Annotated in this window: 17 protein-coding genes and 1 pseudogene; 11 read left to right on the forward strand and 7 right to left on the reverse strand. The window is 72.2% G+C overall.

Annotation, left to right across the window (positions count from 1 at the left end; translation table 11 throughout):
• Positions 1–6: 6 nt before the first annotated feature.
• The 4 genes from O7623_RS10085 to O7623_RS10100 all read left to right on the forward strand — a co-directional run bounded on the left by O7623_RS10085 (position 7) and on the right by O7623_RS10100 (position 5,100).
• Positions 7–1,704, forward strand: a complete 1,698-nt coding sequence (locus O7623_RS10085) for a GAF domain-containing sensor histidine kinase (RefSeq protein ID WP_282228349.1) — start codon at positions 7–9, stop codon at positions 1,702–1,704.
• 7 nt (positions 1,705–1,711) lie between these two features.
• Complete coding sequence (locus O7623_RS10090) at positions 1,712–2,380, forward strand: response regulator transcription factor (RefSeq protein ID WP_123602728.1); 669 nt, start codon at positions 1,712–1,714, stop codon at positions 2,378–2,380.
• 172 nt (positions 2,381–2,552) lie between these two features.
• Complete coding sequence (locus tag O7623_RS10095; RefSeq protein WP_282228350.1) at positions 2,553–3,362, forward strand: SAM-dependent methyltransferase; 810 nt, start codon at positions 2,553–2,555, stop codon at positions 3,360–3,362.
• 76 nt (positions 3,363–3,438) lie between these two features.
• Positions 3,439–5,100, forward strand: a complete 1,662-nt coding sequence (locus tag O7623_RS10100) for a bifunctional diguanylate cyclase/phosphodiesterase (RefSeq protein ID WP_282229365.1) — start codon at positions 3,439–3,441, stop codon at positions 5,098–5,100.
• A 53-nt stretch (positions 5,101–5,153) separates the two neighbouring features.
• On the opposite strand, the gene O7623_RS10105 is transcribed toward O7623_RS10100, so the two are convergent.
• The 3 genes from O7623_RS10105 to O7623_RS10115 form a co-directional block, all read right to left on the reverse strand.
• Positions 5,154–6,278 (reverse strand): glycosyltransferase family 4 protein, encoded by a 1,125-nt coding sequence (locus tag O7623_RS10105; RefSeq protein ID WP_282228351.1) that lies wholly within the window; start codon positions 6,276–6,278, stop codon positions 5,154–5,156.
• Positions 6,275–7,537, reverse strand: coding sequence for a M48 family metalloprotease (locus O7623_RS10110; protein WP_282228352.1), 1,263 nt, complete (start codon positions 7,535–7,537; stop codon positions 6,275–6,277). Before O7623_RS10110 ends, O7623_RS10105 begins: the two co-directional genes overlap by 4 nt.
• A gap of 72 nt (positions 7,538–7,609) precedes the next feature.
• On the reverse strand, positions 7,610–7,843 hold the full coding sequence (locus tag O7623_RS10115; RefSeq protein WP_282228353.1) for a hypothetical protein: 234 nt from the start codon (positions 7,841–7,843) through the stop codon (positions 7,610–7,612).
• A 208-nt stretch (positions 7,844–8,051) separates the two neighbouring features.
• On the opposite strand from O7623_RS10115, the gene O7623_RS10120 reads away from it, so the two are divergent.
• Positions 8,052–8,552: a DinB family protein gene (locus tag O7623_RS10120; RefSeq protein ID WP_282228354.1), complete on the forward strand. Its 501-nt coding sequence runs from the start codon at positions 8,052–8,054 to the stop codon at positions 8,550–8,552.
• 27 nt (positions 8,553–8,579) lie between these two features.
• On the opposite strand, the gene O7623_RS10125 is transcribed toward O7623_RS10120, so the two are convergent.
• A complete protein-coding gene (locus tag O7623_RS10125) occupies positions 8,580–9,980 on the reverse strand; it encodes an NYN domain-containing protein (protein ID WP_282228355.1) in 1,401 nt (466 codons plus the stop codon).
• Between the two features lie 186 nt (positions 9,981–10,166).
• Here O7623_RS10125 and O7623_RS10130 point away from each other — a divergent pair, with 186 nt between their 5' ends.
• From O7623_RS10130 to O7623_RS10155, 6 genes and pseudogenes are all read left to right on the forward strand, one after another.
• The gene (locus tag O7623_RS10130; RefSeq protein ID WP_348775157.1) at positions 10,167–11,858 is read left to right on the forward strand and encodes a DEDD exonuclease domain-containing protein; all 1,692 of its coding nucleotides are present in this window, start codon (positions 10,167–10,169) and stop codon (positions 11,856–11,858) included.
• 170 nt (positions 11,859–12,028) lie between these two features.
• Positions 12,029–13,810 (forward strand): HD domain-containing protein, encoded by a 1,782-nt coding sequence (locus tag O7623_RS10135; RefSeq protein WP_282228356.1) that lies wholly within the window; start codon positions 12,029–12,031, stop codon positions 13,808–13,810.
• Between the two features lie 43 nt (positions 13,811–13,853).
• Positions 13,854–14,381 (forward strand): annotated as a pseudogene (locus O7623_RS10140) (NUDIX domain-containing protein); the annotation flags it as partial.
• Positions 14,382–14,476: 95 nt separating this feature from the next.
• On the forward strand, positions 14,477–15,340 hold the full coding sequence (locus O7623_RS10145) for a sugar phosphate nucleotidyltransferase (RefSeq protein WP_282228357.1): 864 nt from the start codon (positions 14,477–14,479) through the stop codon (positions 15,338–15,340).
• A 147-nt stretch (positions 15,341–15,487) separates the two neighbouring features.
• Positions 15,488–15,775, forward strand: a complete 288-nt coding sequence (locus O7623_RS10150) for an Lrp/AsnC ligand binding domain-containing protein (RefSeq protein ID WP_282228358.1) — start codon at positions 15,488–15,490, stop codon at positions 15,773–15,775.
• Between the two features lie 89 nt (positions 15,776–15,864).
• Entirely contained in the window at positions 15,865–16,734 is an 870-nt protein-coding gene (locus tag O7623_RS10155; protein ID WP_282228359.1) for an alpha/beta fold hydrolase, read from the forward strand.
• A 107-nt stretch (positions 16,735–16,841) separates the two neighbouring features.
• Here the strand turns inward: O7623_RS10155 and O7623_RS10160 are convergent, their stop codons facing one another.
• The 3 genes from O7623_RS10160 to O7623_RS10170 are packed head-to-tail and all read right to left on the reverse strand — an operon-like array spanning position 16,842 to position 20,448.
• Complete coding sequence (locus O7623_RS10160; protein ID WP_282228360.1) at positions 16,842–18,491, reverse strand: ubiquinol-cytochrome c reductase cytochrome b subunit; 1,650 nt, start codon at positions 18,489–18,491, stop codon at positions 16,842–16,844.
• Complete coding sequence (locus O7623_RS10165) at positions 18,488–19,591, reverse strand: Rieske 2Fe-2S domain-containing protein (protein ID WP_282228361.1); 1,104 nt, start codon at positions 19,589–19,591, stop codon at positions 18,488–18,490. Before O7623_RS10165 ends, O7623_RS10160 begins: the two co-directional genes overlap by 4 nt.
• A complete protein-coding gene (locus O7623_RS10170; protein WP_282228362.1) occupies positions 19,588–20,448 on the reverse strand; it encodes a cytochrome c in 861 nt (286 codons plus the stop codon). Before O7623_RS10170 ends, O7623_RS10165 begins: the two co-directional genes overlap by 4 nt.
• Between the last annotated feature and the right edge of the window lie 69 nt (positions 20,449–20,517).

The raw sequence follows: 20,517 nt of genomic DNA on the forward strand, positions 1-20,517 counted from the left end.
CGTCACGTGTCCGCATCGACGTCCGACGTGCCCCGCCCGCATCCACTCGCGGTCGTGGCCCGCCTGGTCATGCTCGCGCTCGTCGCCGTACTGATTCTGATCACCACCCGGGACGTGGCCGAGCTGTGGTGGGTCGCGTTGCTCGCGGTCGCCGGTGTCCCGGCCGTCGTGGCGCCCCGGCACCCGGTCGTCGCCCCGGTCGGACGGGTCGCCGAGGTGATCGTCGTCGGCCTCGCCACCAGCGAGGTGGCCGCCGCGGCGAACGTCCGCGGCGCGATCGGCGCCGGGCTGGGCGCGTCGGCGATGCTGCCGTACCTGTCGGTGCCGTTGACCGTGGCGGTGCTGCAGCGGCGGACCCGCCAGGCCGCCGGGCTGCTCGCCGTGGCCGCCGGCACGCTGGCCGTCTGCGGGCTGCTCACCGTGATCGACGGTGAGCGGCAGATCACCCAGCTGGGCTACGTGGCGGTCAGCGCGCAGTGGCTGATCCTGGCCAGCCTCGGCATCCTGGCCGCCGGCACCCTGCAACAGGTGATGCAGGCGCGCGGTGACACCAAGCCGGCACCGTACGCCGAGGCCACCCGGCTACTCACCCAGCTGCGCAGCGTCGCCCGGCAGCTGCCCGGTGCCACCCTCGACCCGGGCAGCATCTCCGAACACCTGATCGAGGAGCTGCGGACGGTGGCGCCGACCGGGCGTACCGCCGTGCTGTCCGGCAGTGGCGGTGGCCGGCTGGTGGTCCTGGCCCAGGCCGGGCTGGAGCGGGTGGACTGGGAGACGACGCTGGACGCCGACTCCGCCATCGCCGATGCCTGGGCCAGCCAGTTGCCGCAGACGGCGGCCCGGTCGCAGGCCCGGTCACATCCGGGTGGGGACGTCTCGGCGCTGGTGGTCCCGCTGGTGGCCGGGGTGCGTACCGTCGGCCTGGTGATCCTGGAGACGGACAGCGCCAACGCCTACCCGCCCCCGGTGGTGGCCCGGATCACCGCGCTGACCCGGCCTGCGGCGCTGCGGCTGGAGGCCGCCCTGCTGTTCGACGAGGTCCGCTCGCTGGCGACCAACGAGGAGCGGCAACGGCTGGCCCGGGAGATCCACGACGGGGTCGCCCAGGAGTTGGTGATGGTCGGCTACGGCATCGACAACGCGCTGGCCACGCTGCCGGACGGCGCGGACGAGACGGCCGAGGATCTGCGGACGCTGCGCGGCGAGGTCACCCGGGTGATCACCGAGCTGCGGCTGAGCCTGTTCGAGCTGCGCAGCGAGGTCGACCGGCACGGCGGGCTGGCCGCCGCGATCGCCGAATACGCCCGTACCGTCGGCTCGTCCGGCCGGCTGCGGGTGCACCTGTCGCTCGACGAGTCCGGCGCCCGGCTGCCGGCGGCGACCGAGGCGGAACTGCTGCGGATCGCCCAGGAGGCGATTACCAATGCGCGCAAGCACGCTGGCGCGGCGAATCTCTGGGTCACCTGTGACATAGACCCCCCCTATGCGCAAATAGAAGTGTCGGATGACGGTCAGGGGATCGCTGACCAGCGTCCGGACGGCCGCTACGGTCTTGCGATCATGGCGGAGAGAGCGGAACGTATCCGGGGCCGGTTGGAGATCAGGCCACGACACCCGAGCGGAACGACCGTGGCGGTGGTGCTCGGAACCTCGCCCCGGCGCGATAGCGTGCGCGATAGCGTGACAGCATCAGAAGGGGAGTAGCCAGAGCATGACCACCAGCCCCACACCGACCACCCGGACCAAGGTCCTGCTTGTCGATGATCACGACCTCATCCGCAAGGGCCTGCGGCACGCATTCGAGCGGGACCGGCAGTTCGAGGTCGTCGGTGAGGCCGCGACGGCAGCGGAGGGCGTGCGCCAGGCCGGCGCGCTCCAGCCCGATGTCGTGATCATGGATTTGCGACTGCCGGACGGCAGCGGACTCGAAGCGACACGGGCGCTGCGCAAGTCGAGTTCCACGATGGGCATCGTGGTGCTCACCATGTACGCCGGTGACGACCAGTTGTTCGGGGCACTGGAGGCCGGCGCCAGTGCGTTCGTGCCGAAGACCGCGCCCGCGGACGAGGTCGTCGCGGCGGCACGGCACGCGGCCTCCTCCCCCAGCGCGTTCACCGCCGCCGACCTGGCCGAGGCGATGAAACGCCGGCTCGCGCCGTCGGGTCCGCAGCTGTCGCCCCGCGAGGGCCAGGTGCTCCGGCTGCTCGCCGACGGGATGAGCGTGGCGGGCATCGCCAAGCAGCTGTTCGTCAGCGAGTCGACGGCGAAGACGCACATCTCCAAGCTGTACGAAAAGCTCGGGGCGGCCAACCGTGCCCAGGCGCTGATGACCGCGCTGCGGCTGGGCCTGTTGGAGGCTCCGGACGCACCGAAGTTCTGACTCCGGTCACGTGGTGCCGGCGACGGGTGGGCCGGCCCACGTCACCAGGGGCCCTTGGTCGGGCGACGATCGTCGCAGTTCGGGCGGTCTGGATACCACGGCATCCAGCGGGCAGAATTACTACCGCTGCCAGCCAGGCATCAAACGCCGATTGAGGGACAAAGGGGCAGAAATGGATCGCCCGCACTGGGTATCGGAGGACATCGACGTCGAGCGACCCAGCGTCGCCCGGATGTACGACTACTACCTCGGTGGCTCGCACAATTTCGCCGTCGACCGGGCCGCCGCCCAGGCGATGATCGCCGCCGTTCCGGACGCACCACTGATGGCCCAGGCGAACCGCGCCTTCCTACGGCGGGCCGTGCAGTTCCTCGTCGACGCCGGCGTCCGTCAGTTCCTCGACATCGGATCGGGGATCCCGACCGTCGGCAACGTTCACGAGATCGCGCAGCGACTGGCCCCCGAGTCACGGGTGGCCTACGTCGACGTCGACCCGGTCGCGGTCGCCCACAGTCGAGAGATCCTCGCCGGCAACGATCAGACCACGATCCTGCAGGAGGACCTGCGCAACCCGGAGCGGATCCTGCACGATCCACAGGTGCGCAAGCTGCTCGACTTCGACCAGCCGATCGCGGTGATGGTCGTCGCCGTACTGCACTTCGTGCCGGACTCCGACGACCCCGCCGGCATCCTGCGCACGCTGCGCGACGCGCTCGCCCCGGGCAGCTACCTGGTCCTGTCCCAGGCGAGCGACGACGGCCGCAGCGACGCCGAGCGACGCGAGGCCGACGAGATCTACCGGCGCACCGACAACCCGCTCAATGTCCGTTCCCGGACGGCGTTGACCAGCCTGTTCGCCGGATTCGACCTCGTCGAGCCCGGTGTCGTGTGGGTGCCGCAGTGGCGGCCGGAGACGCCGGACGCCGCCGAGGACGCCGAGCGTGCCGTCTTCATGGGCGGGGTGGGCCGGCTCAGTGGCTGACCGGTCCGATCCGCCGGGCATCGCCGCCGTGGCCCGCGCCTGGGCCAAGGCGGTGACGGGGACCAGTTACCTGCCGATGACGCAGGCTCAACTGGAGGAGTTCCTCGCCGGCCTGGCCCGCCGGCTCGTGGCCGCGCTGCGCGCCGAGCCGTTCAGCGTCCGGCCCGGTCACCAGGTCGGGGTCGAACTGGTCGCCGCCCACATCGCCTCGGCGGAGGGGCTCGGTCGTACCGTCGAGGTGCTCGACCTGCGGCTGCTGCGCGACCTCGACGTCGACCACCCCGACGGCCGCGACCGGATGGCGCGGCTGCTCGGGGCCATCGCCACCGGGTACGCCCGGGCACTGCGCGACCGCACCCTCGACGAGCAGGAGACGATCCGGCGGGCCGCCCTGGTCGCCCGGGCACAGGCCGAGACGGCACTACGCGACAGCGAGGCCCGCTACCGGCACCGCGCCACCCACGACCCGCTCACCGACCTACCCAACCGCAGCCTGTTCACCCAACGGCTGGACGCCGTCTTCGCCGCGCCGGGCGCGGCGACGCGCCGGCTCGGGGTGTGCTTCGTCGACCTGGACGGCTTCAAGGTCGTCAACGACACGCTCGGGCATCACATCGGCGACCTGCTGCTGACATCGGTCGCCGACCGGCTGCGCCGCGGCGTCGGAGATCACCTGGTCGCGCGGATCGGTGGCGACGAGTTCGTCATCCTGGTGGCGGACACCACCTGTACCGACGACGCGCTCAAGGTCGCCGACGCTGCGCTGGCCGCGATCAGCCAGCCGGCCGTCGTCGAAGGGCACGAGTTGCGGGTGACCGCGAGCATCGGCATCGTCGAACGGCCGGTGGCCGGCACCACCCCGAGCGAGGTGATGCGCGCAGCGGACGTGACGCTGCACTGGGCGAAGTCGGCCGGCAAGGGTCGGTGGGCGCTGTTCGACCCGGTCCGCAACGAGCAGCAACTCGCCCGGTACGCCCTGTCCGCAGCCATGCCGGCGGCCCTGGACCGAGGTGAGTTCTTCCTCGACTACCAGCCGCTGGTCTCGCTGACCGGTGGCGCACTGCTCGGCGTGGAGGCGCTGGTCCGCTGGCGGCATCCGGAGCTCGGAGTGCTCGGGCCGGACCGGTTCATCGCGCTGGCCGAGGACTCCGGGCTGATCATCCGGCTCGGCGCCTGGGTCCTGGCGGAGGCCTGCCGCGAGGCCCGGCGGTGGCTGGACCGCAGTCCCGGCGCCCCGTTCGTCAGCGTCAACCTGGCTGTCCGGCAGGTCAACGACCCGCACCTGGTGCAGTACGTCACCTCGGTGCTGGCCGACACCCGGCTGCCCGCAGACCGACTCCAGCTGGAGATCACCGAAAGCACGTTGATGAGCACCGCCGACGGTCCGGTACGGACCCTGCGGGAGCTCGCCGCCCTGGGGGTCCGCATCGCCATCGACGATTTCGGCACCGGGTACTCCAACCTGTCGTACCTGCGGTCCCTGCCGGTGCAGGAGCTGAAGCTGGCCGGCAAGTTCGTCGAAGGGCTACGGGTACCGTCCAGCAGCAACCGTACCGACGAGAGCATCCTGCTCACCCTGGTGCGCCTGGCACACACCCTGCAGCTGACCGTCACCGCCGAGGGCGTGGAGACCGCCGGGCAGGCGGAACGGCTGCGGGCGATCGGCTGCGACGCCGCACAGGGCTGGCACTTCGGCCGCCCTGGCCCGCCGACCGACATCACCGACCTGCTCGGCTGACGACCGTTCCCTGGCCGGCGGACCGGCCCGGGCCTGGCGGCGGACCGGCCCGGTCAGCCGGCCAGCAGCGAGGCCAACCGAGCGGCCTGGGTGTCCCAGCGCCATTCACGCTCCACCCAGGCCCGACCGGCGGCACCCATCCGGCGGGCGAGATCCCGGTCACGCAGCAGGTCGGTGAGCCGGTCGGCGAGCTGGGCCGGGTCGCGGCCGTCCACCACGTACCCGGTCTCACCGTCGCGGACCGCGTCCGGCGCTCCGCCGGAATCGCCGGCCACCACCGGCAGACCGGTAGCCGACCCTTCCAGGTAGACGATGCCGAGCCCCTCGACGTCGAGGCCGCCGCGACGGGTGCGGCACGGCATCGCGTAGACGTCCCCGGCGGCGTAGTGGGCGGGCAGATCCGCCCAGGGCACCGCGCCGGTGAAGACCACGTCGTCGCGCACCCCGGCCCGCGCGGCGAGTCGCGTCAGCCGGTCCCGGTCCGGGCCACCACCGACCACCAGCAGCGCCGCACCCGGCACCCGGCTGCGCACCGACGGCCACGCCCGGATCAGGGTGTCCTGCCCTTTGCGGGGCACGAGCCGGGAGACGCAGACGACCACCGGCCGGTCCGACAGCCGGTGGCGGCGTCGCACCGACGTGCCGTCGACCCCCGGGTGGTAGGTGTCGGTGTCCACCCCGGGCGCGAGCCGACGCAGCTCGGTCAGCCCGCCCACCGCGCGGTCGAGCCGGACCCTGGTGTACTCCCCCAGATAGGTCACCACGTCGGTGGACCGGGCGATCCGGCGCAGCATCGACCTGGCCCCGGGCAACGCCGCCCAGCCCACCTCGTGACCGTGGGTCAGGGCCACCACCCGGTGGATCCCGCCGCGTCGGCGCAGACCCGCGCCGAGCAGCCCGAGAGGTGCTGCCGCGCCGAACCATACGGTGTCACAGCCCCGGGCCCGAGCCAGCGCGGCGGTCTCGCGGGCCACCGCCGGGGTGGGTAGCAGCATGCCGGTCGGGTTGCGGACCACCTCGAACGGCTGCTCGGCGTCGAACCCGGCCGCCCCGGCGTAGCTGGACGCGTAGACGACCACGCTGGACGCCGGCTGGCGCAACGCCAGGTTGTGCACGAACGACTGGATGCCGCCCGGTCGGGGCGGGAAATCGTTGGTGACCAGCAGGACCCGGTTCATCCGCCCGCCCCGTCGGCGGCGGCCGCCCGGGCTGCCGCCATCCGTTGCACGGTGGACGGATGGGTGGCCGAGTAGAGGTACTCCCAGCGCGGCGGATCCGGATCGGCGAGGTTGACCGCCGACAGCCGACGGTGCACCGCCTCGTACGCCGCCGGATCGCCGTGCAGCGTCACCGCGTGGGCGTCGGCCCGCTGCTCGATGCGACGCGACACCAGCGCCTGCGCGGGTGTGGCCACCAGCCCGGCGACCGTGACCAGGGCCAGCAGCAACGCGACCGCACGCGGCTCGGCGATGCTGGCCGCGCCGGAGGCCCGCACCAGCGGGCCGACGCCGCCCAGCAGATAGATCCCGACCACCGCCGTGGCCGCGCCGAGGGCGCCGAGTGTGGTGCCGGTGAGCACGTCACGGTCCTTGGCGTGGCCGAGTTCGTGCGCCACCACGGCCGCGACCTCGACCGGCGGCGCCTCCCGCAGCAGGGTGTCGTAGACGACGATCCGCCGGGTCGGCCCGAACCCGGAGACGTAGGCGTTGACCGCCCGGGTCCGCCGGGACGCGTCGGCCACCAGCACGTCCCGGACCGGTACGCCGTCGCGCTCGGCCAACGCCAGCAGTTCGGCCCGCAACGGGCCGGCCGGCATCGGGGTGAACTTGTTGAACACCGGCTCGACCAGCACCGGCAGGATGAACGACATGAGCACCACCAGCCCAGCGGCACCGGCGGCGGCGAGCGCCCACCACCAGCGCGGCGCGAGCCGGGTGATCGTGTAGAAGCCCAGCAGCGCGACGGCCGCGATCACCGCGCCGACGGCGTACGACTTGACCAGGTCGACGGCCCAGCCGGACCAGCCCTGCGTGGCGAGGCCGTACTCGGTGAGGATGCGGTGCCGCCAGGCGGCGAACGGCAGGGTCGTCAGATCGGCGAGCAGCACCACCAGCAGGCCACCCAGCAGCGCCTGGGCCGCCCAGTGGCCGCCGAACGGCCGACCGGCGAGCTCCACCAGTCGGGCACCGATCGGGGTGAGCCCGAGCAGCAGCGCGACGACGAGCCCGGTCACCAGCGCCGCGTACCGGTGGGGACGCAGGGCCGCACGGAACGCGCGGCCCCGCTCGACCTGGTCGGTGGGCAGGTCCCGCAGCGCGGCCAACTGCTCGGACCGGGGCACCGACGGCTGATGCCAGGGCACCAGCACCGCGGCGGCCACCGCGACCGCGACCAGCAGGACGATCAGGGCGAGCAGCGCCCAGGAACGAGGGGACATGTCCACAACCTCCCGGCAGCCGCTTGCCGGTCATCCTAGGCCGTGCGGGTCGGGGTGCCGGTGGCGACGCACTCAGGCGGCCCGTCTTCGCCGCCGTGGCCGCTGCTGCTGGCGGCCGCGGGCCGACCTCGGTGCCACTGCCAGCACCTCGACGTCGAAGCCGGCGCGGGCCAGCACCTCGATCGCGTAGCGCTCGCCGGCGTCGAGGGCACCCAGCTCGTCCGGGGTGTCGAGCAGCGCGCTGACCAGGCAGCCGTCACAGGCTGTGCCGCGGGCCACCGTACAGCTGCCACAGTCGATGATCATCGTTGACCTCTCGTGTCGACGGACGGGGACGGTCGGCGGCGGTGGCCGGCCCCCGTGCCACGGACCGCTGCCGGCCCGGCCACCGCCAGTGACATCGACGATAGGCAGCGGGTACGACATTCCCGGCCGACACTGTCGGTCGTCCCTCGTAGCCTGTGCCCGCGCGGCCGCACCGGCCGTCGTCCATCCAGTCGGACGGGAGTTCCTCATGTCCAGCACGCCCACCGGTGAACGGGCCGATCTGCTCGCCACGATCCGCACGCACCGGTCCTTCCTGCGGTACACCACCAATGGTCTCGACGACGCGGCCGCCGCCGCCCGGAGCACGGTCAGTGAGTTGACCATCGGCGGCATCGTCAAGCATCTCGCGGCCACGGAGCAGAGTTGGATGCGCTTCGCCGTCGGCGGCGCGGCGGAGATGGAACGCGACCAGGTCGACTGGCTCGACCAGCACCGGATGCACCCCGACGAGACCCTCGCCGGCCTGCTCGACCGGTACGCCGCCGTCGCCGCGCACACCGACGGGCTGATCGCCGACCTGCCCGACCTGGACGCCGCGCATCCGCTGCCACAGGCACCCTGGTTCGAGCCCGGGGCGAGCTGGTCGGTCCGGCGGGTGGTGCTGCACATCATCGCCGAGACGGCACAGCACGCCGGGCACGCCGACATCATCCGCGAGGCGATCGACGGGCAGAAGACAATGGGCTGACCCCGACGCGTCGGCCACCAGCTCCGGTCAGGAGCGGGCCAGCCGGCGCAGCAGGGAGTCGGCGCCCATCGGGTACGCACCGTGTCGGCGGACCCCGTCGGCCACCTCCCGGTCGGAGGAGACCACCACGATCGCCCGCCCCGACGGTTCGGCCCGGACCAGCCGGCGGATCAGCTCATCGGCGGTCTCGCCCTTACGAGAGAACAGCACCCGCACCCCGCGTGGGGCCGGCGGCAGTCCGTGCATCCGCTCCGCGCCGTCGAAGACCACGGTCACCTCGTCACCGGTCTGGGCGGCGATCCCGCCCAGACCGGTGATCAGGCGCTTGCGCTGCTGCTCCAACGGCATCTCACCGAACCCACGTTTCGTCACGTTGTAACCGTCGACGATCAGATGTGCCCGGGGCAGCGCGAGCAGGTCGTCGAGGCGGGCCGGGTCGTCGGTGTCCCGGGCCCGGGTGGTCGTCGCGGCCGCCGGCCGATCGGTGAAGGTGTCCGCCACGTAGTCCGCCGGCAGCTTGTCGGCCGGATCGAGCGCCAGCTCCCGGCGCAGCCCCTGCGCTGCCTGACCGATGGTCTCCAGCAGCAGCCACAGCCGGGCGTCGTCGACCGCCCGGTTCTCCTTGGCGAGCTGGCGGGCGGAACCGGCCGACAGTTCCGCGTCGGCGAGCTTGGCCCGCAGCCGGCGCAGTTCGGCGTCGTGGTCGGCAGCGGCGCGGGCCGCCCGACCACGTTCGGTGGCGAGCAGTTCGGTGGCCCGCCGCTGCTGTGTCTGGCTCTCCCGTAACGCGCGGGCCAGCAGCCGGGACTCCTCGCGTAGCTGGCCGAGCTCCTCGCGGACCCGGGCCAGCTCGTCGCGGAGTTTGTCCGCCTCGACCCGGGCGACGGTCCGGTCGTGTTCGGCCCGGTTGGCCCGCGCCTCGGCCTCGCGGATCGCCGCGGCGACGGCGGCGCTGTCGGCCTCCGCCCGTACCGCCGCTCCGGCCGCCGCGACCAGATCCCGCCAGCCGGCCGGTCGCATCAGGTAGGCCAGCGCCGCGACCTCGACCGGGTCGGCCGCCCCCGGGGTGACCCCGGCGGCGATGGCCTCGCCCAGCTCACCGGCGTCGGCCAGGGCCCGGGCGGCAGCCCGCTGGCGAAACGACGGATCGTTGGTGAGCTGGGCGGCGATCAGGCCCGCGCCGTAGCGGGCCCGCCGGTTCGGCGCGAACTTGGCGACCTTGCGCAGCGGAGGTGGCAGCTCGTCGGCCGGGATCTCCGGTAACGCGGCAGCCGCGAAGGCCACGATCCGGGACCGCACCCCTTCCGGCAGGACCGGCTCGGGAGGCGGTACGGCACCGTCCGAGGGTGCGGTGGTGGGCGAGTTCTGGGCGCCGGTCGTCGGCGCCGCCCCCTCGGGACGAGCGTCGGTCGGATCCGGTGCGGCCATGCACCCCAGTCTCCCACCGGTGGCCCGCCGCGTGCCCGACAGGAAGAATGATCTCTCTGGGTCGATCGGATCGTTACCAACGGTACGGATGGGGTCGGTGTGTCGTACCCGCGCCCTACGGTGTGGGCCGTGGTGACCCCCGACCCCGTTCCCCGGCCCGGCTACACGCAGGGCACCCTCGACGCCCTGCTGGACGACCGACAGGCGGTGCCGCTGCGGGAGACCACGTTCGTGGTGCTCGACCTGGAGACCACCGGCGGCGCACCGGACGGTGGCGGGATCACCGAGATCGGCGCGGTCAAGGTCCGTGGCGGCGAGGAGCTGGGGGTCTTCGCCACCCTGGTCAACCCCGGGCAGCCGATTCCGCCGTTCATCACCGTGCTGACCGGCATCACCCAGGCGATGCTCGTCCCCGCACCCCCGATCGAGCAGGTGCTGCCCAGCCTGCTGGAGTTCCTCGCCGACGCCGTGCTGGTGGCGCACAACGCGCCGTACGACGTCGGGTTCCTCAAGGCCGCGTGCGCCCGGCACGGCTACCGCTGGCCGACGCCGACCGTGCTGGACACCGTCGCGCTGGCCCGGCGGGTGCTCAGCCGCGACGAGGTGCCCAACCGCAAACTCGGCACCCTGGCCGGGTACTTCCGCACCGCCCACCAGCCCACCCACCGGGCCCTCGCCGACGCCCGGGCCACCGTCGACGTGCTGCACGGGCTCATCGCCCGGCTCGGCGGCCATCAGGTGACGACGATCGGCGACGCGGTCGAGTTCAGCCGGGCCGTCAGCGAGGTGCAGCGCCGCAAGCGGCACCTCGCCGAGGGGTTGCCCCGTACCCCCGGCGTGTACATCTTCCGGGCCGCCGACGACCGGCCGCTCTACGTCGGCACCTCCGGCGACATCGCCACCCGGGTCCGCAGCTACTTCACCGCCGCCGAGCGACGCGCCCGGATGTCGGAGATGCTGGCGGCGGCGACCCGGGTGGAGGCGGTCGAGTGCGCGCACCGGCTGGAGGCGGAGGTCCGCGAGCTACGGCTGATCGCGGCGCACGCGCCGCCGTACAACCGTCGGTCGAAGTATCCCGAGCGGGCGGTCTGGCTCAAGCTGACCGACGAGCCCTACCCCCGGCTGTCCACCGTACGGTCGACGTCGCCGCAGGACACCGTGCTCGGGCCGTTCGCGTCCCGGCGCGCGGCGGAGCTGGCGGCGGCCGGCATCCACGACGCGCTGCCGCTGCGCCAGTGCACCCACCGGCTGTCCACCCGGACCCGCTTTCCGGCCTGCGCCCTGGCCGAGCTGGGCCGCTGTCCGGCCCCCTGTGAGCACCGGATCGACCCGGACGGGTACGCCGAGGCCGCCGTCCATCCACTGCGGTCGGCGATCACCGCCGACCCACAGGCGCTGGTGGACACCCTGCTCGCCCGGATCGACGGCCTTGCGGCGGCGCAGCGCTACGAGGAGGCGGCGGTGGTCCGTAGCCGACTCACCGCTCTGCTGCGGACCACCCTGCGGATGCAGCGGTTGACCGCGCTGAGCGTGATCGCGGAGCTGGTCGCGGCCCGGCGGGCCGCCGACGGTGGCTGGGAGCTGGCGATCGTCCGGCACGGCCGGCTCGCCGCCGCCGGTGTCTCGCCGCCGCGGCAGCACCCGCGGCACACCATCGACCTGCTACGGGCGACCGCGGAGACCGTCCTGCCCGGGCACGGGCCGACCCCCCGGGCCAGCGCCGAGGAGTCCGAACGGATCCTGTCCTGGTTGGAGCCGGCGCAGACCCGGCTGGTCAGCGTCACCGGCGGGTGGGCCTCACCGGTACGCGGTGCCGGCCGGTTCCACCAACTGCTGGTCAAGGCCGAGGAGGCCGCGCGGACGACGGGCGGTGGTTGACGGACGGGTCAAAGACTCGACCGATCGCCCACCCGCAAGTAGCCGATAGTACGACGCTCGCTCGCTTAGGCTGTTAGAGAAGTGCAGTCCTGTCAGCCAACGCCCGATTCGTGGCGTGCGGCCCCGGGCCGGGCGACCGGCCGGGGCGGTGGGTGAGGAGGTGTCTCCGCGTGGACGTCGACGCCGGTCCCGGCGCCGCCATCGGACGTTTCCTGCCCACCGCGACACCCCTGTCGGCCCGACTGCGCGCCTGGCTGTCCTGGTCGCCCGGTGCCCCTGACCCGGTCGCCGAGCTGATCCGCATCCACCGGTCGATCCATCCCTCGGCCGACGCGACCGTGCTGCGTCGCGGCTACCAGATCGCCGACAGCATGCACGCCGGGCAGTACCGCAAGAGCGGCGAGCCTTACATCACGCACCCGCTGGCGGTCGCCGAGATCTGCGCCGGCCTGGGCATGGACACCACCACACTGGTCGCCGCCCTGCTGCACGACACGGTCGAGGACACCACGTACGACCTGCCCACTCTCGCCGCGGACTTCGGCGACGAGGTCGCCCATCTGGTCGACGGGGTCACCAAGTTCGACAAGGCGTTCTACGGCAAGGCCGCCGAGGCCGAGACCATCCGCAAGATGATCATCGCCGCCGCCAAGGACGTCCGGGTCCTGGTCATCAAGCTCGCCGACCGGCTGCACAACATGCGGACCCTGGGGGTGCGCTCCCCTGCCTCCCGGGCCCGGATCGCCAAGGCCACCCTGGACGTACTGGTGCCACTGTGTGACCGGCTCGGCATCCAGAAACTCAAACGCGAACTCGACGACATCGTCCTGTTCCACCTCGAGCCGGAGGCGTACCAGCGCATCGAGGAGCACCTGGCCAACCGGCCGGGCTGGGCCGAGTACCTCGACGACGTCTGCCGGCAGGCCCGGGTCGTGCTGCGCCGGGAGAAGGTGACCGCGAAGGTCGACCCGCGCCCACGGCACCGCTACTCGATCTGGAAGGACACCGTCTCCGGTGGCCACCAGGCGCCTTTCGACCTGCCCCGCATCGAGGTCGTGGTGACCGGCCCGGACACCGACTGCTACGCCGCCCTCGGCGCGGTCCACTGCCGGTGGCGGCCGGTGCCGGGCAGGTTCAAGGACTTCATCGCCTCCCCCAAGAACAACCTCTACCGGTCGCTGCACACCACCGTCATCGGCCCCGGTGACCGCCCGGTGGAGGTGCTGATCCGGACCGAGACGATGCACCGCTCCGCCGAGTTCGGCATCGCCGCCCCGTACCACTTCCCGACCCCGGGTCGTAGCAGCGCCGCGACCCGCGCCGACGAACTGGCCTGGCTGCGCCGGGCTCTGGACTGGTCACAGAAGACCACCGACGCCGATCAGTTCGTCCACTCGTTGCGCTGCGATCTGGTCGACGCGCAGATCCAGGTGTTCGCCGAGGGCCGCCCGATCGTGCTGCCGGCCGGGTCGACCCCGGTGGACCTGGCGTACGAGTTGGACCCGACGAAGGGCGCGCACTGTCTCGCCGTACGGGTCAACGGCCGGTTGGCCCCGCTCGCCTCGGAACTGACCGACGGCGACGTCGTCGAGATCTTCACCGAGACCGACGACCCGACCGCCGGGCCCCGGCCGGACCCGCCCGGCCCACGCCGGGAATGGCTGGGCTTCGTCAAGTCGCCGCAGGCCCAGATGCAGATCAACCGGTGGTTCGCCGAGCACTCCGAGCCGGGCATCAGCATCGCCGACAAGGTGCGGCTCGGCCGGGCCACGGTCAGCCTGATCCTGCGCAAACACGACCGGGCACTGTCCAACGACAAGCCGCTGCGCCAGCTCGCCGAGCGGCTGAACTACCCGGACATGGAGACGTTGCTGGTCGCCGTCGTGGACCGGACCATCGCGCCGGAGACGGTGGTCGAGCAGCTCATCGAGATGGTCGACAAACCGAGCTGACCTGACCAGGCGGCAGCTACCGGCTACCTCTAGCCTGGTCCGTATGATCACCCGCCGATCGCCCGCGCGCGCACTGCTGTACGGCGTGTTCTACCGCCTGCCGCACCCGGTCCGTCGGCGCCTGGTACGGATGGCCGTACCCAAGTACATCGTCGGCGCGGTCACCCTGGTGACCGACTCCGAGGAGACCGACCACGGGGCGGGGCGTCTGCTGTTGCTGCGCCAGCCGCCGGGGCGCAGCTGGTCGCTGCCCGCCGGTCTGCTGCGTCGCCGGGAGGAGCCGATCGTCGGCGCGGCCCGGGAGCTCGCCGAGGAGACCGGCATCGAGCTGCCGGCGCATCAGCTGCGTCCGGCGTCGCCGAACGCGGTGGTGCACGCCAAGGGATGGGTGGACGTCGTCTTCGAGGTCGCCGTACCGGCGTCGCGGACCGAGCTCGTCGTCGACGGCGCCGAAGTCTACGAGGCGGCCTGGCACCGGCTCGACGCGCTGCCCCGGCTCACCCCGGCGACCGCCCGGCTGCTGGCCTACTACGGCATGGGGCCGCTCGCCGAGCCGGCAGCGGTCCCGGAGTCCGCGCCGCCCGGACAGGAGTCAGCGGAGCCGGAGCCCGCGCCACCCGGACGGGAGTCAGCGGAGCCGGAGTCCGCGCCACCGTCGGAGTCGCGGTGACCGGGTCGTCGCCGGCCGACCCCGACCAGGTCTGTGCGCTCGTCCTGGCCGCTGGCGAGGGCCAGCGACTGCGACCGCTGACGACGGTCCGACCGAAGGCGTTGTGCCCCGTCGGTAACGTACCGCTGCTGGACCGGGCACTGCGGCGCGTCGGGGCGCTCGGCCTCGTCGGCCCGGCCCGGGTCGCGGTCAACGCCTGCTATCTCGGCGAACAGGTGGTGGCACATGTCGGCGACCGCGCCCACCTGTCCGTCGAACCCGGTTCGCCGCTGGGCACCTCCGGCGGCGTCGGCCGGCTCCGGAGCTGGATCGACGGCCGTGGCGTCCTGGTCGGCAACGCCGACGGTTACCTCGCCCATCCGGACGCGCCACCCGGAGCGGACATCGCGGCGCTGCTCGACGGCTGGGACGGCGACACGGTACGGCTGCTCGGTCAACGGCTGACCGATCCCGCCGAGACAGGCGGATTCGCCGGACACCGGTTCGCCGGGTTCTCCCTGCTGCCCTGGCGGTACGTCAGTCGGCTGTCCGCCGAGTTCGGCAACCTGGTTCGTACCGTGTGGCGACCGGCGGAGGCAGCCGGCGAGCTGGAGGTGGTCACCTTCGACGGGACGTACCTGGACACCGGGACGCCGCGCGACTACCTGGCAGCCAACCTGCACGCGGCCGGGGACGCCAGCCTGGTCGATCCGACAGCGACGGTCACCGGCCTGGTGGACCGGGCGGTGATCGGCGCGGGCGCCGTGGTCCACGGCTCGGCGGTACGGTCGGTCGTCTGGCCAGGCGCCCGGGTGGCCCCAGACGAGCAGTTGACCGGCACGATCCGGGTCGGTACCGACCTGACCGTCTCCGCCGGTTGACCCTGCCCGAGCCGGCACAACGGATGCGGAACCCGGTGCCGAACCCGGTGCGACACCGGCGCGGGACGCCGCTCGGGACCGGCCGGGGGGCGGACGACTAGCATCAGCAGCAGGGCGGGCGTCGCCCGCTGAGGGACGGAGGACCCGGTGATCACCGCGATCGTGCTGATCGACTGCGCAACGGATGCCATCCCCGAGGTCGCCGAGACGCTCGCCGACCTGCCCGGGGTGAGCGAGGTCTATTCGGTGGCCGGGCACGTCGACCTGATCGCCATCGTGCGGGTGCGCGAGTTCGACCAGATCGCCGAGGTGATCGCCGGTCGGATCTCCAAGGTGCCCGGGGTGCTGAACACCGAGTCGCATCTGGCGTTCCGGGCCTACTCCCAGCACGATCTGGAGTCGGCCTTCGCGATCGGGCTGGCTGACGCGGACTGACCCGGCCCCGGCCCTGGTCCAGCCAGCGGCCGCCCGCCCGCCCGACCCCAGGGCTACCCGGCGGTAACATATTTCCGTACGCTGGTCGGGTGACGGAATCCGGACCGGTCGCCGCATACCAGCAGGACCATCTCGATCGCGGCGCCGACCGCCTCGGTCTGCATCTCTACCCGGAGCCCGATGGGCGGCCCGACGCGCCGGCCGTGGTGATCTGCCCGGCCATGGGCGTGCCGGCCCGCTACTACCGGCCGCTGGCGGGCGCATTGCGGGACGCGGGACTCGCGGTCGTCGTCGTCGACCTACGCGGCACCGGGTCGAGCACCCCGCCGGCCAGCCGCGCCTCCCGGTACCGGTACGCCGATCTCGTCGCCGACGTCGGCGCGGTCCTGGAGTCGCTGAAGTCCCGGCTCGACGGCCGGACCCGCCTGCTGCTCGGCCACTCGCTCGGCGGCCAGGCCGCGCTGCTGCACACCGCGCTCACCGACGGCGTGGCCGTCGACGGGCTGGCCCTGGTCGCGGTCGGGCTGCCGTACTGGCGGGTCTACCCCGGCCGGACCGGGTACAGGGTGCTGCCGATGACCCAGACCGTGGCGCTCGCCACCGAACTGCTGGGGGTCTGGCCCGGCTGGGGCTTCGGCGGCCGGCAGGCACGCGGGGTGATCCGGGACTGGGCCTACACCGCCCGCGTCGGCCGACTGCCGCACATCGACGGGGCGGACCCGGCACCGGCACTGCGGCGGATGCGGACCCCGGTGCTCGCGGTGAGCATCGAAGACGACTGGCACACCCCGCCGCAGACCCTCGATCACCTCTGTGGGTTTCTCGACGCGGCTCCGGTCCGGCGTGAGCACGTCACGGCAGCCGAGGCGGGTCGCCGGATGGATCACTTCACCTGGGTACGCAGCCCGGTGCCGCTGGCCCGGCGGATCGCCGCGTTCGCCGACGGGCTGCCCCGGTGAACCAGGCCGCCGGTTCACCTACCTGACCGGCGCGCGCTGGCTGGACGACGCGTCGCGCCCGCCGAACCGGAGTTCGGCGGGCGCGACGCGTCGGTCCTGTCGGTCGATCAGCGGCTGCCGCTGCTGATCTCCTCCCGGTCGTCCTGATCGGCGGCGGTGACGCCGGCCGGCTCCTCGGCCGGGTCGAGCGGGACGTGCGGCGGGGGTGCCGCCTGCACCGGCTTCTCGATCGGGAAGAAGAAGCCCTTGACCGCCGGGCCGAGCGCGCCGAGTCGGTTCATCTTCTTCGGCACCACCCAGCCGACGTAGTCCAGCTGGCCGTGGCCGTGCTCGTCGGTCGGGCCGAGCGGCTGATGCACCTCGACGAACCGACCGTCCGGCAGTCGCCGGATGATGCCGGTCTCCACGCCGTGCGCCAGGACTTCCCGGTCGTGCTGCTGCAGACCGAGGCAGATCCGGTAGGTGACGTAGTAGGCCAGCGGTGGCAGCAGGATCAACCCGATCCGGCCGGCCCAGGTCATCGCGTTCAGGCTGACGTAGAACTTGTCGGCGAAGACGTCGTTGCCGCCGGAGATGGTCAGCACGATGAAGAAGGTCACGGCCATGGCGCCGACGGCGGTCCGGGCCGGAACGTCCCGCGGCCGCTGCAGCAGGTTGTGGCTGGCCTTGTCCTTGGTGTAGCGCGCTTCGAGGAACGGGTACGCCAGAGAGAGCATGACCAGGATGCCGGGGAGCACCACGGTCGGCCAGAACAGCGGCGGGATCACGTACCCGTCACCGATCGGGATGGTCAGCTCCCAGGCCGGCATCAGTCGGGTGCTGCCGTCGAGGAACATGACGTACCAGTCGGGCTGGCTCGCCGCCGACACGACGGCGGCCTCGTAGGGACCGAACAGCCAGACCGGGTTGATCTGGAACACTCCCGCCATCAGGGCGACCACCCCGAAGACGATCATGAAGAAGCCGCCCTGCTTGATGGCGTAGCGGGGGAACATCCGCTCGCCCACCACGTTGGTGTTCGTCCGCCCCGGGCCGGGCCACTGGGTGTGCTTCTGTTTGAAGACCAGGCCGAGGTGGACGCTGATCAACGCCACCAGCAGACCCGGGATGAGCAGCACGTGGGCGATGTAGAACCGGCTGATGATGATCGTGCCGGGGAACTCGCCGCCGAAGATCGACGAGGTCACCCAGGAGCCGATCACCGGGATGGAGAGCATGATCGCCGAGGCGATCCGCAGGCCGGTGCCGGACAGGCCGTCGTCTGGCAGCGAGTAGCCGGTGAACCCCGCCAGGAAGCCGACCCAGAACAGCAGCGAGCCGACGATCCAGTTGGCCTCCCGCGGCTTGCGGAACGCGCCGGTGAAGAAGACCCGCAGCATGTGGACCACGATCGAGGCCATGAACAGCAGCGCACCCCAGTGGTGCATCTGCCGCATGATCAGACCACCCCGGACGTCGAACGAGATGTCCAGCGTCGAGGCGTACGCGGCCGACATGTGCGCCCCGCGCAGCGGTGCGTAGCTGCCGTCGTAGGTGACCTCCTCCATCGACGGGTCGAAGAAGAAGGTCAGGTAGACACCGGTCAGCAGGACGACCACGAACGAGAAGAGCGCGATCTCACCGAGCAGGAACGACCAGTGGTCCGGGAAGACCTTGTTCAGCAGCTTGCGTAGCGGGGTCGCCGCCTGGAACCGGTCGTCGATCTGCCCGGCGGCCTTGCCGGGCAGCGCCCGGGCATCGAACTTACGGCGTTTCATGGCCGCTCCCAGAAGTCGGGCCCGACGATCTCGGTGTAGTCGGAGGTGGCGACGAAGAAGCCCTCGTCGTCGACGGTGATGGGCAGCTGCGGCAGCCGACGGCTGGCCGGCCCGAAGACCGGCTTGGCGTTGTCGGTGATCAGGAACTGCGACTGGTGGCACGGGCAGAGCAGCCGGTTGGTCTGCTGCTCGTACAGGCTCGCCGGGCAGCCGGCGTGGGTGCAGATCTTCGAGTACGCGAGGTAGTTGCCCCACATGTAGTCGGACTTGCCCTCGGCCTCGTTGTTCTCCCGGGCGGTCTGTGCGTCGTCGGCCCGCAGGTGGATCAGCAGGGTCGGCGAGTCGGCGTACCGGTTCGTGTGCCCACCGGGGATGCCGGGGAAGACGGTCATCTGGCCGCCGGCGCTGACGTCCTCGGGCCGGATCGGCGAGCCGTCCTCCCGGGTCAGCCGGACCAGTTCGGTCCCGCCGCCGGCGGTCTCGACCGGCGCCCACCCGGTGGTCGCCATCTGGTTGTCCTCGTGCGGGTTACGGATCAGACCGCCGACCAGTGGTGCGGCGGCGACCGCGGCGACCGGCGCCAGACCGGCCAGCAACGACACGCCGAGCAGCGGCCGGCGCTTCACGCCCAGCTCGTCGGCCATGTAGGCCAGCGTGCTGCCGGTGATCTTGCGATCCTCGGCGCTGGACGGGCCGTCGTGGCGGTCCTGGATCGCGACCTCGTGCGGCAGCAGCTTCTTGCCCCAGGTGAGGATGCCGACGCCGATGGCGAGCAGGGTCAGCCCGAGGCTGACCCCGAGCAGCGGGGTGTAGTACTTGCTCATCCCGGTGCCGAGTTCGTACTGCCAGGGCCACCAGATGTAGACCACCAGGAACGCGGTCGAGGTGAGTCCGGCGAGCAGGAACAGTGCGGCGACGAAGCGACTGATCCGACGTTCCGCCCTGGTGCCGGGCACCGGGAACGGCGGCTCGTAGTGCACGATCTCGATGTCGTCCCGACGGGCACCCTCACGAAGCACGTCGAACGAGGTCAGCCGGGGATCGTCCAGGCTCACCGGCTCCGGCTGCGCACGGTGCGCGGTGCTGGTCTCGATGCTCATGACTTCCCCGCAATCCACAGGCTCGCGAAGACCAACGCGGTGATGCCGACCAGGAAGACGGCGATGCCCTCGGTCACCGGGCCATACCGGCCGAGCGTGGCCAGGCCACCCGGATCCTGGTCGGCCTTGAGCCCGTCCTGGACGAAGGCGATGATGTCGCGCTTCTGTTCCGGGGTGAGCTGGTTGTCGCCGAAGACCGGCATGTTCTGCGGGCCGGTCAGCATCGCGGCGTAGATCTGCCGGTCGGTCGACGGGGCCAGGCTCGGGGCGAACTTGCCAGACGACAGCGCGCCACCGCCACCGCTGAAGGCGTGGCAGGAGGAGCAGTTGATCCGGTAGAGCTGGCCGCCGACGGCGATGTCACCGCCGTTGCGCAGTATCTCGCCGTCGGGCAGCTGCGGACCGCCGCCCAGTTCCTGGATGTACTGGCCGAGCTGGCGGATCTCCTCTTCGGTGTAGACCACCGGCTTACGCTCGGCCTGGGCCTCCTGGCGGGCCATCGGCATCCGGCCCGTGCCGACCTGGAACTCCACCGACGCCGACCCGACCCCGATCAGGCTGGGTCCGCGCCCCTCGACGCCCTGGGCGTTGCGGCCGTGGCAGGAGATGCAGCTCTGGTCGAACAGCGCCTTGCCGTCCTCGGCGGCCCGGGACAGCTGGGGGGTGTCCTGCGCCTGCAGGCCCGGCGCGAACACGGTGTACACACCGCCGGCCAGGAACAGCGCGACGAGCAACCGGACCGCGGTGCCCACCCGGCGGCGGCCCCGGCCGCGTGGCGTGGCCCGCCCGCTGCGCAGCCGGGCGAGGAGACCGCGGGAGCGGTCGGCTCGCCGGTCGGCGGGGGTGTCAGATGTCATGGCCTGTAGTCCTTAACGGTTTTGCGACCTGTCTGAAGGTTGCGACACGGCGTCAGCACTGAGCGTGAC

This window comes from Solwaraspora sp. WMMD791 (assembly GCF_029581195.1).
In the GTDB taxonomy this organism is placed as follows: Bacteria; Actinomycetota; Actinomycetes; order Mycobacteriales; family Micromonosporaceae; genus Micromonospora_E.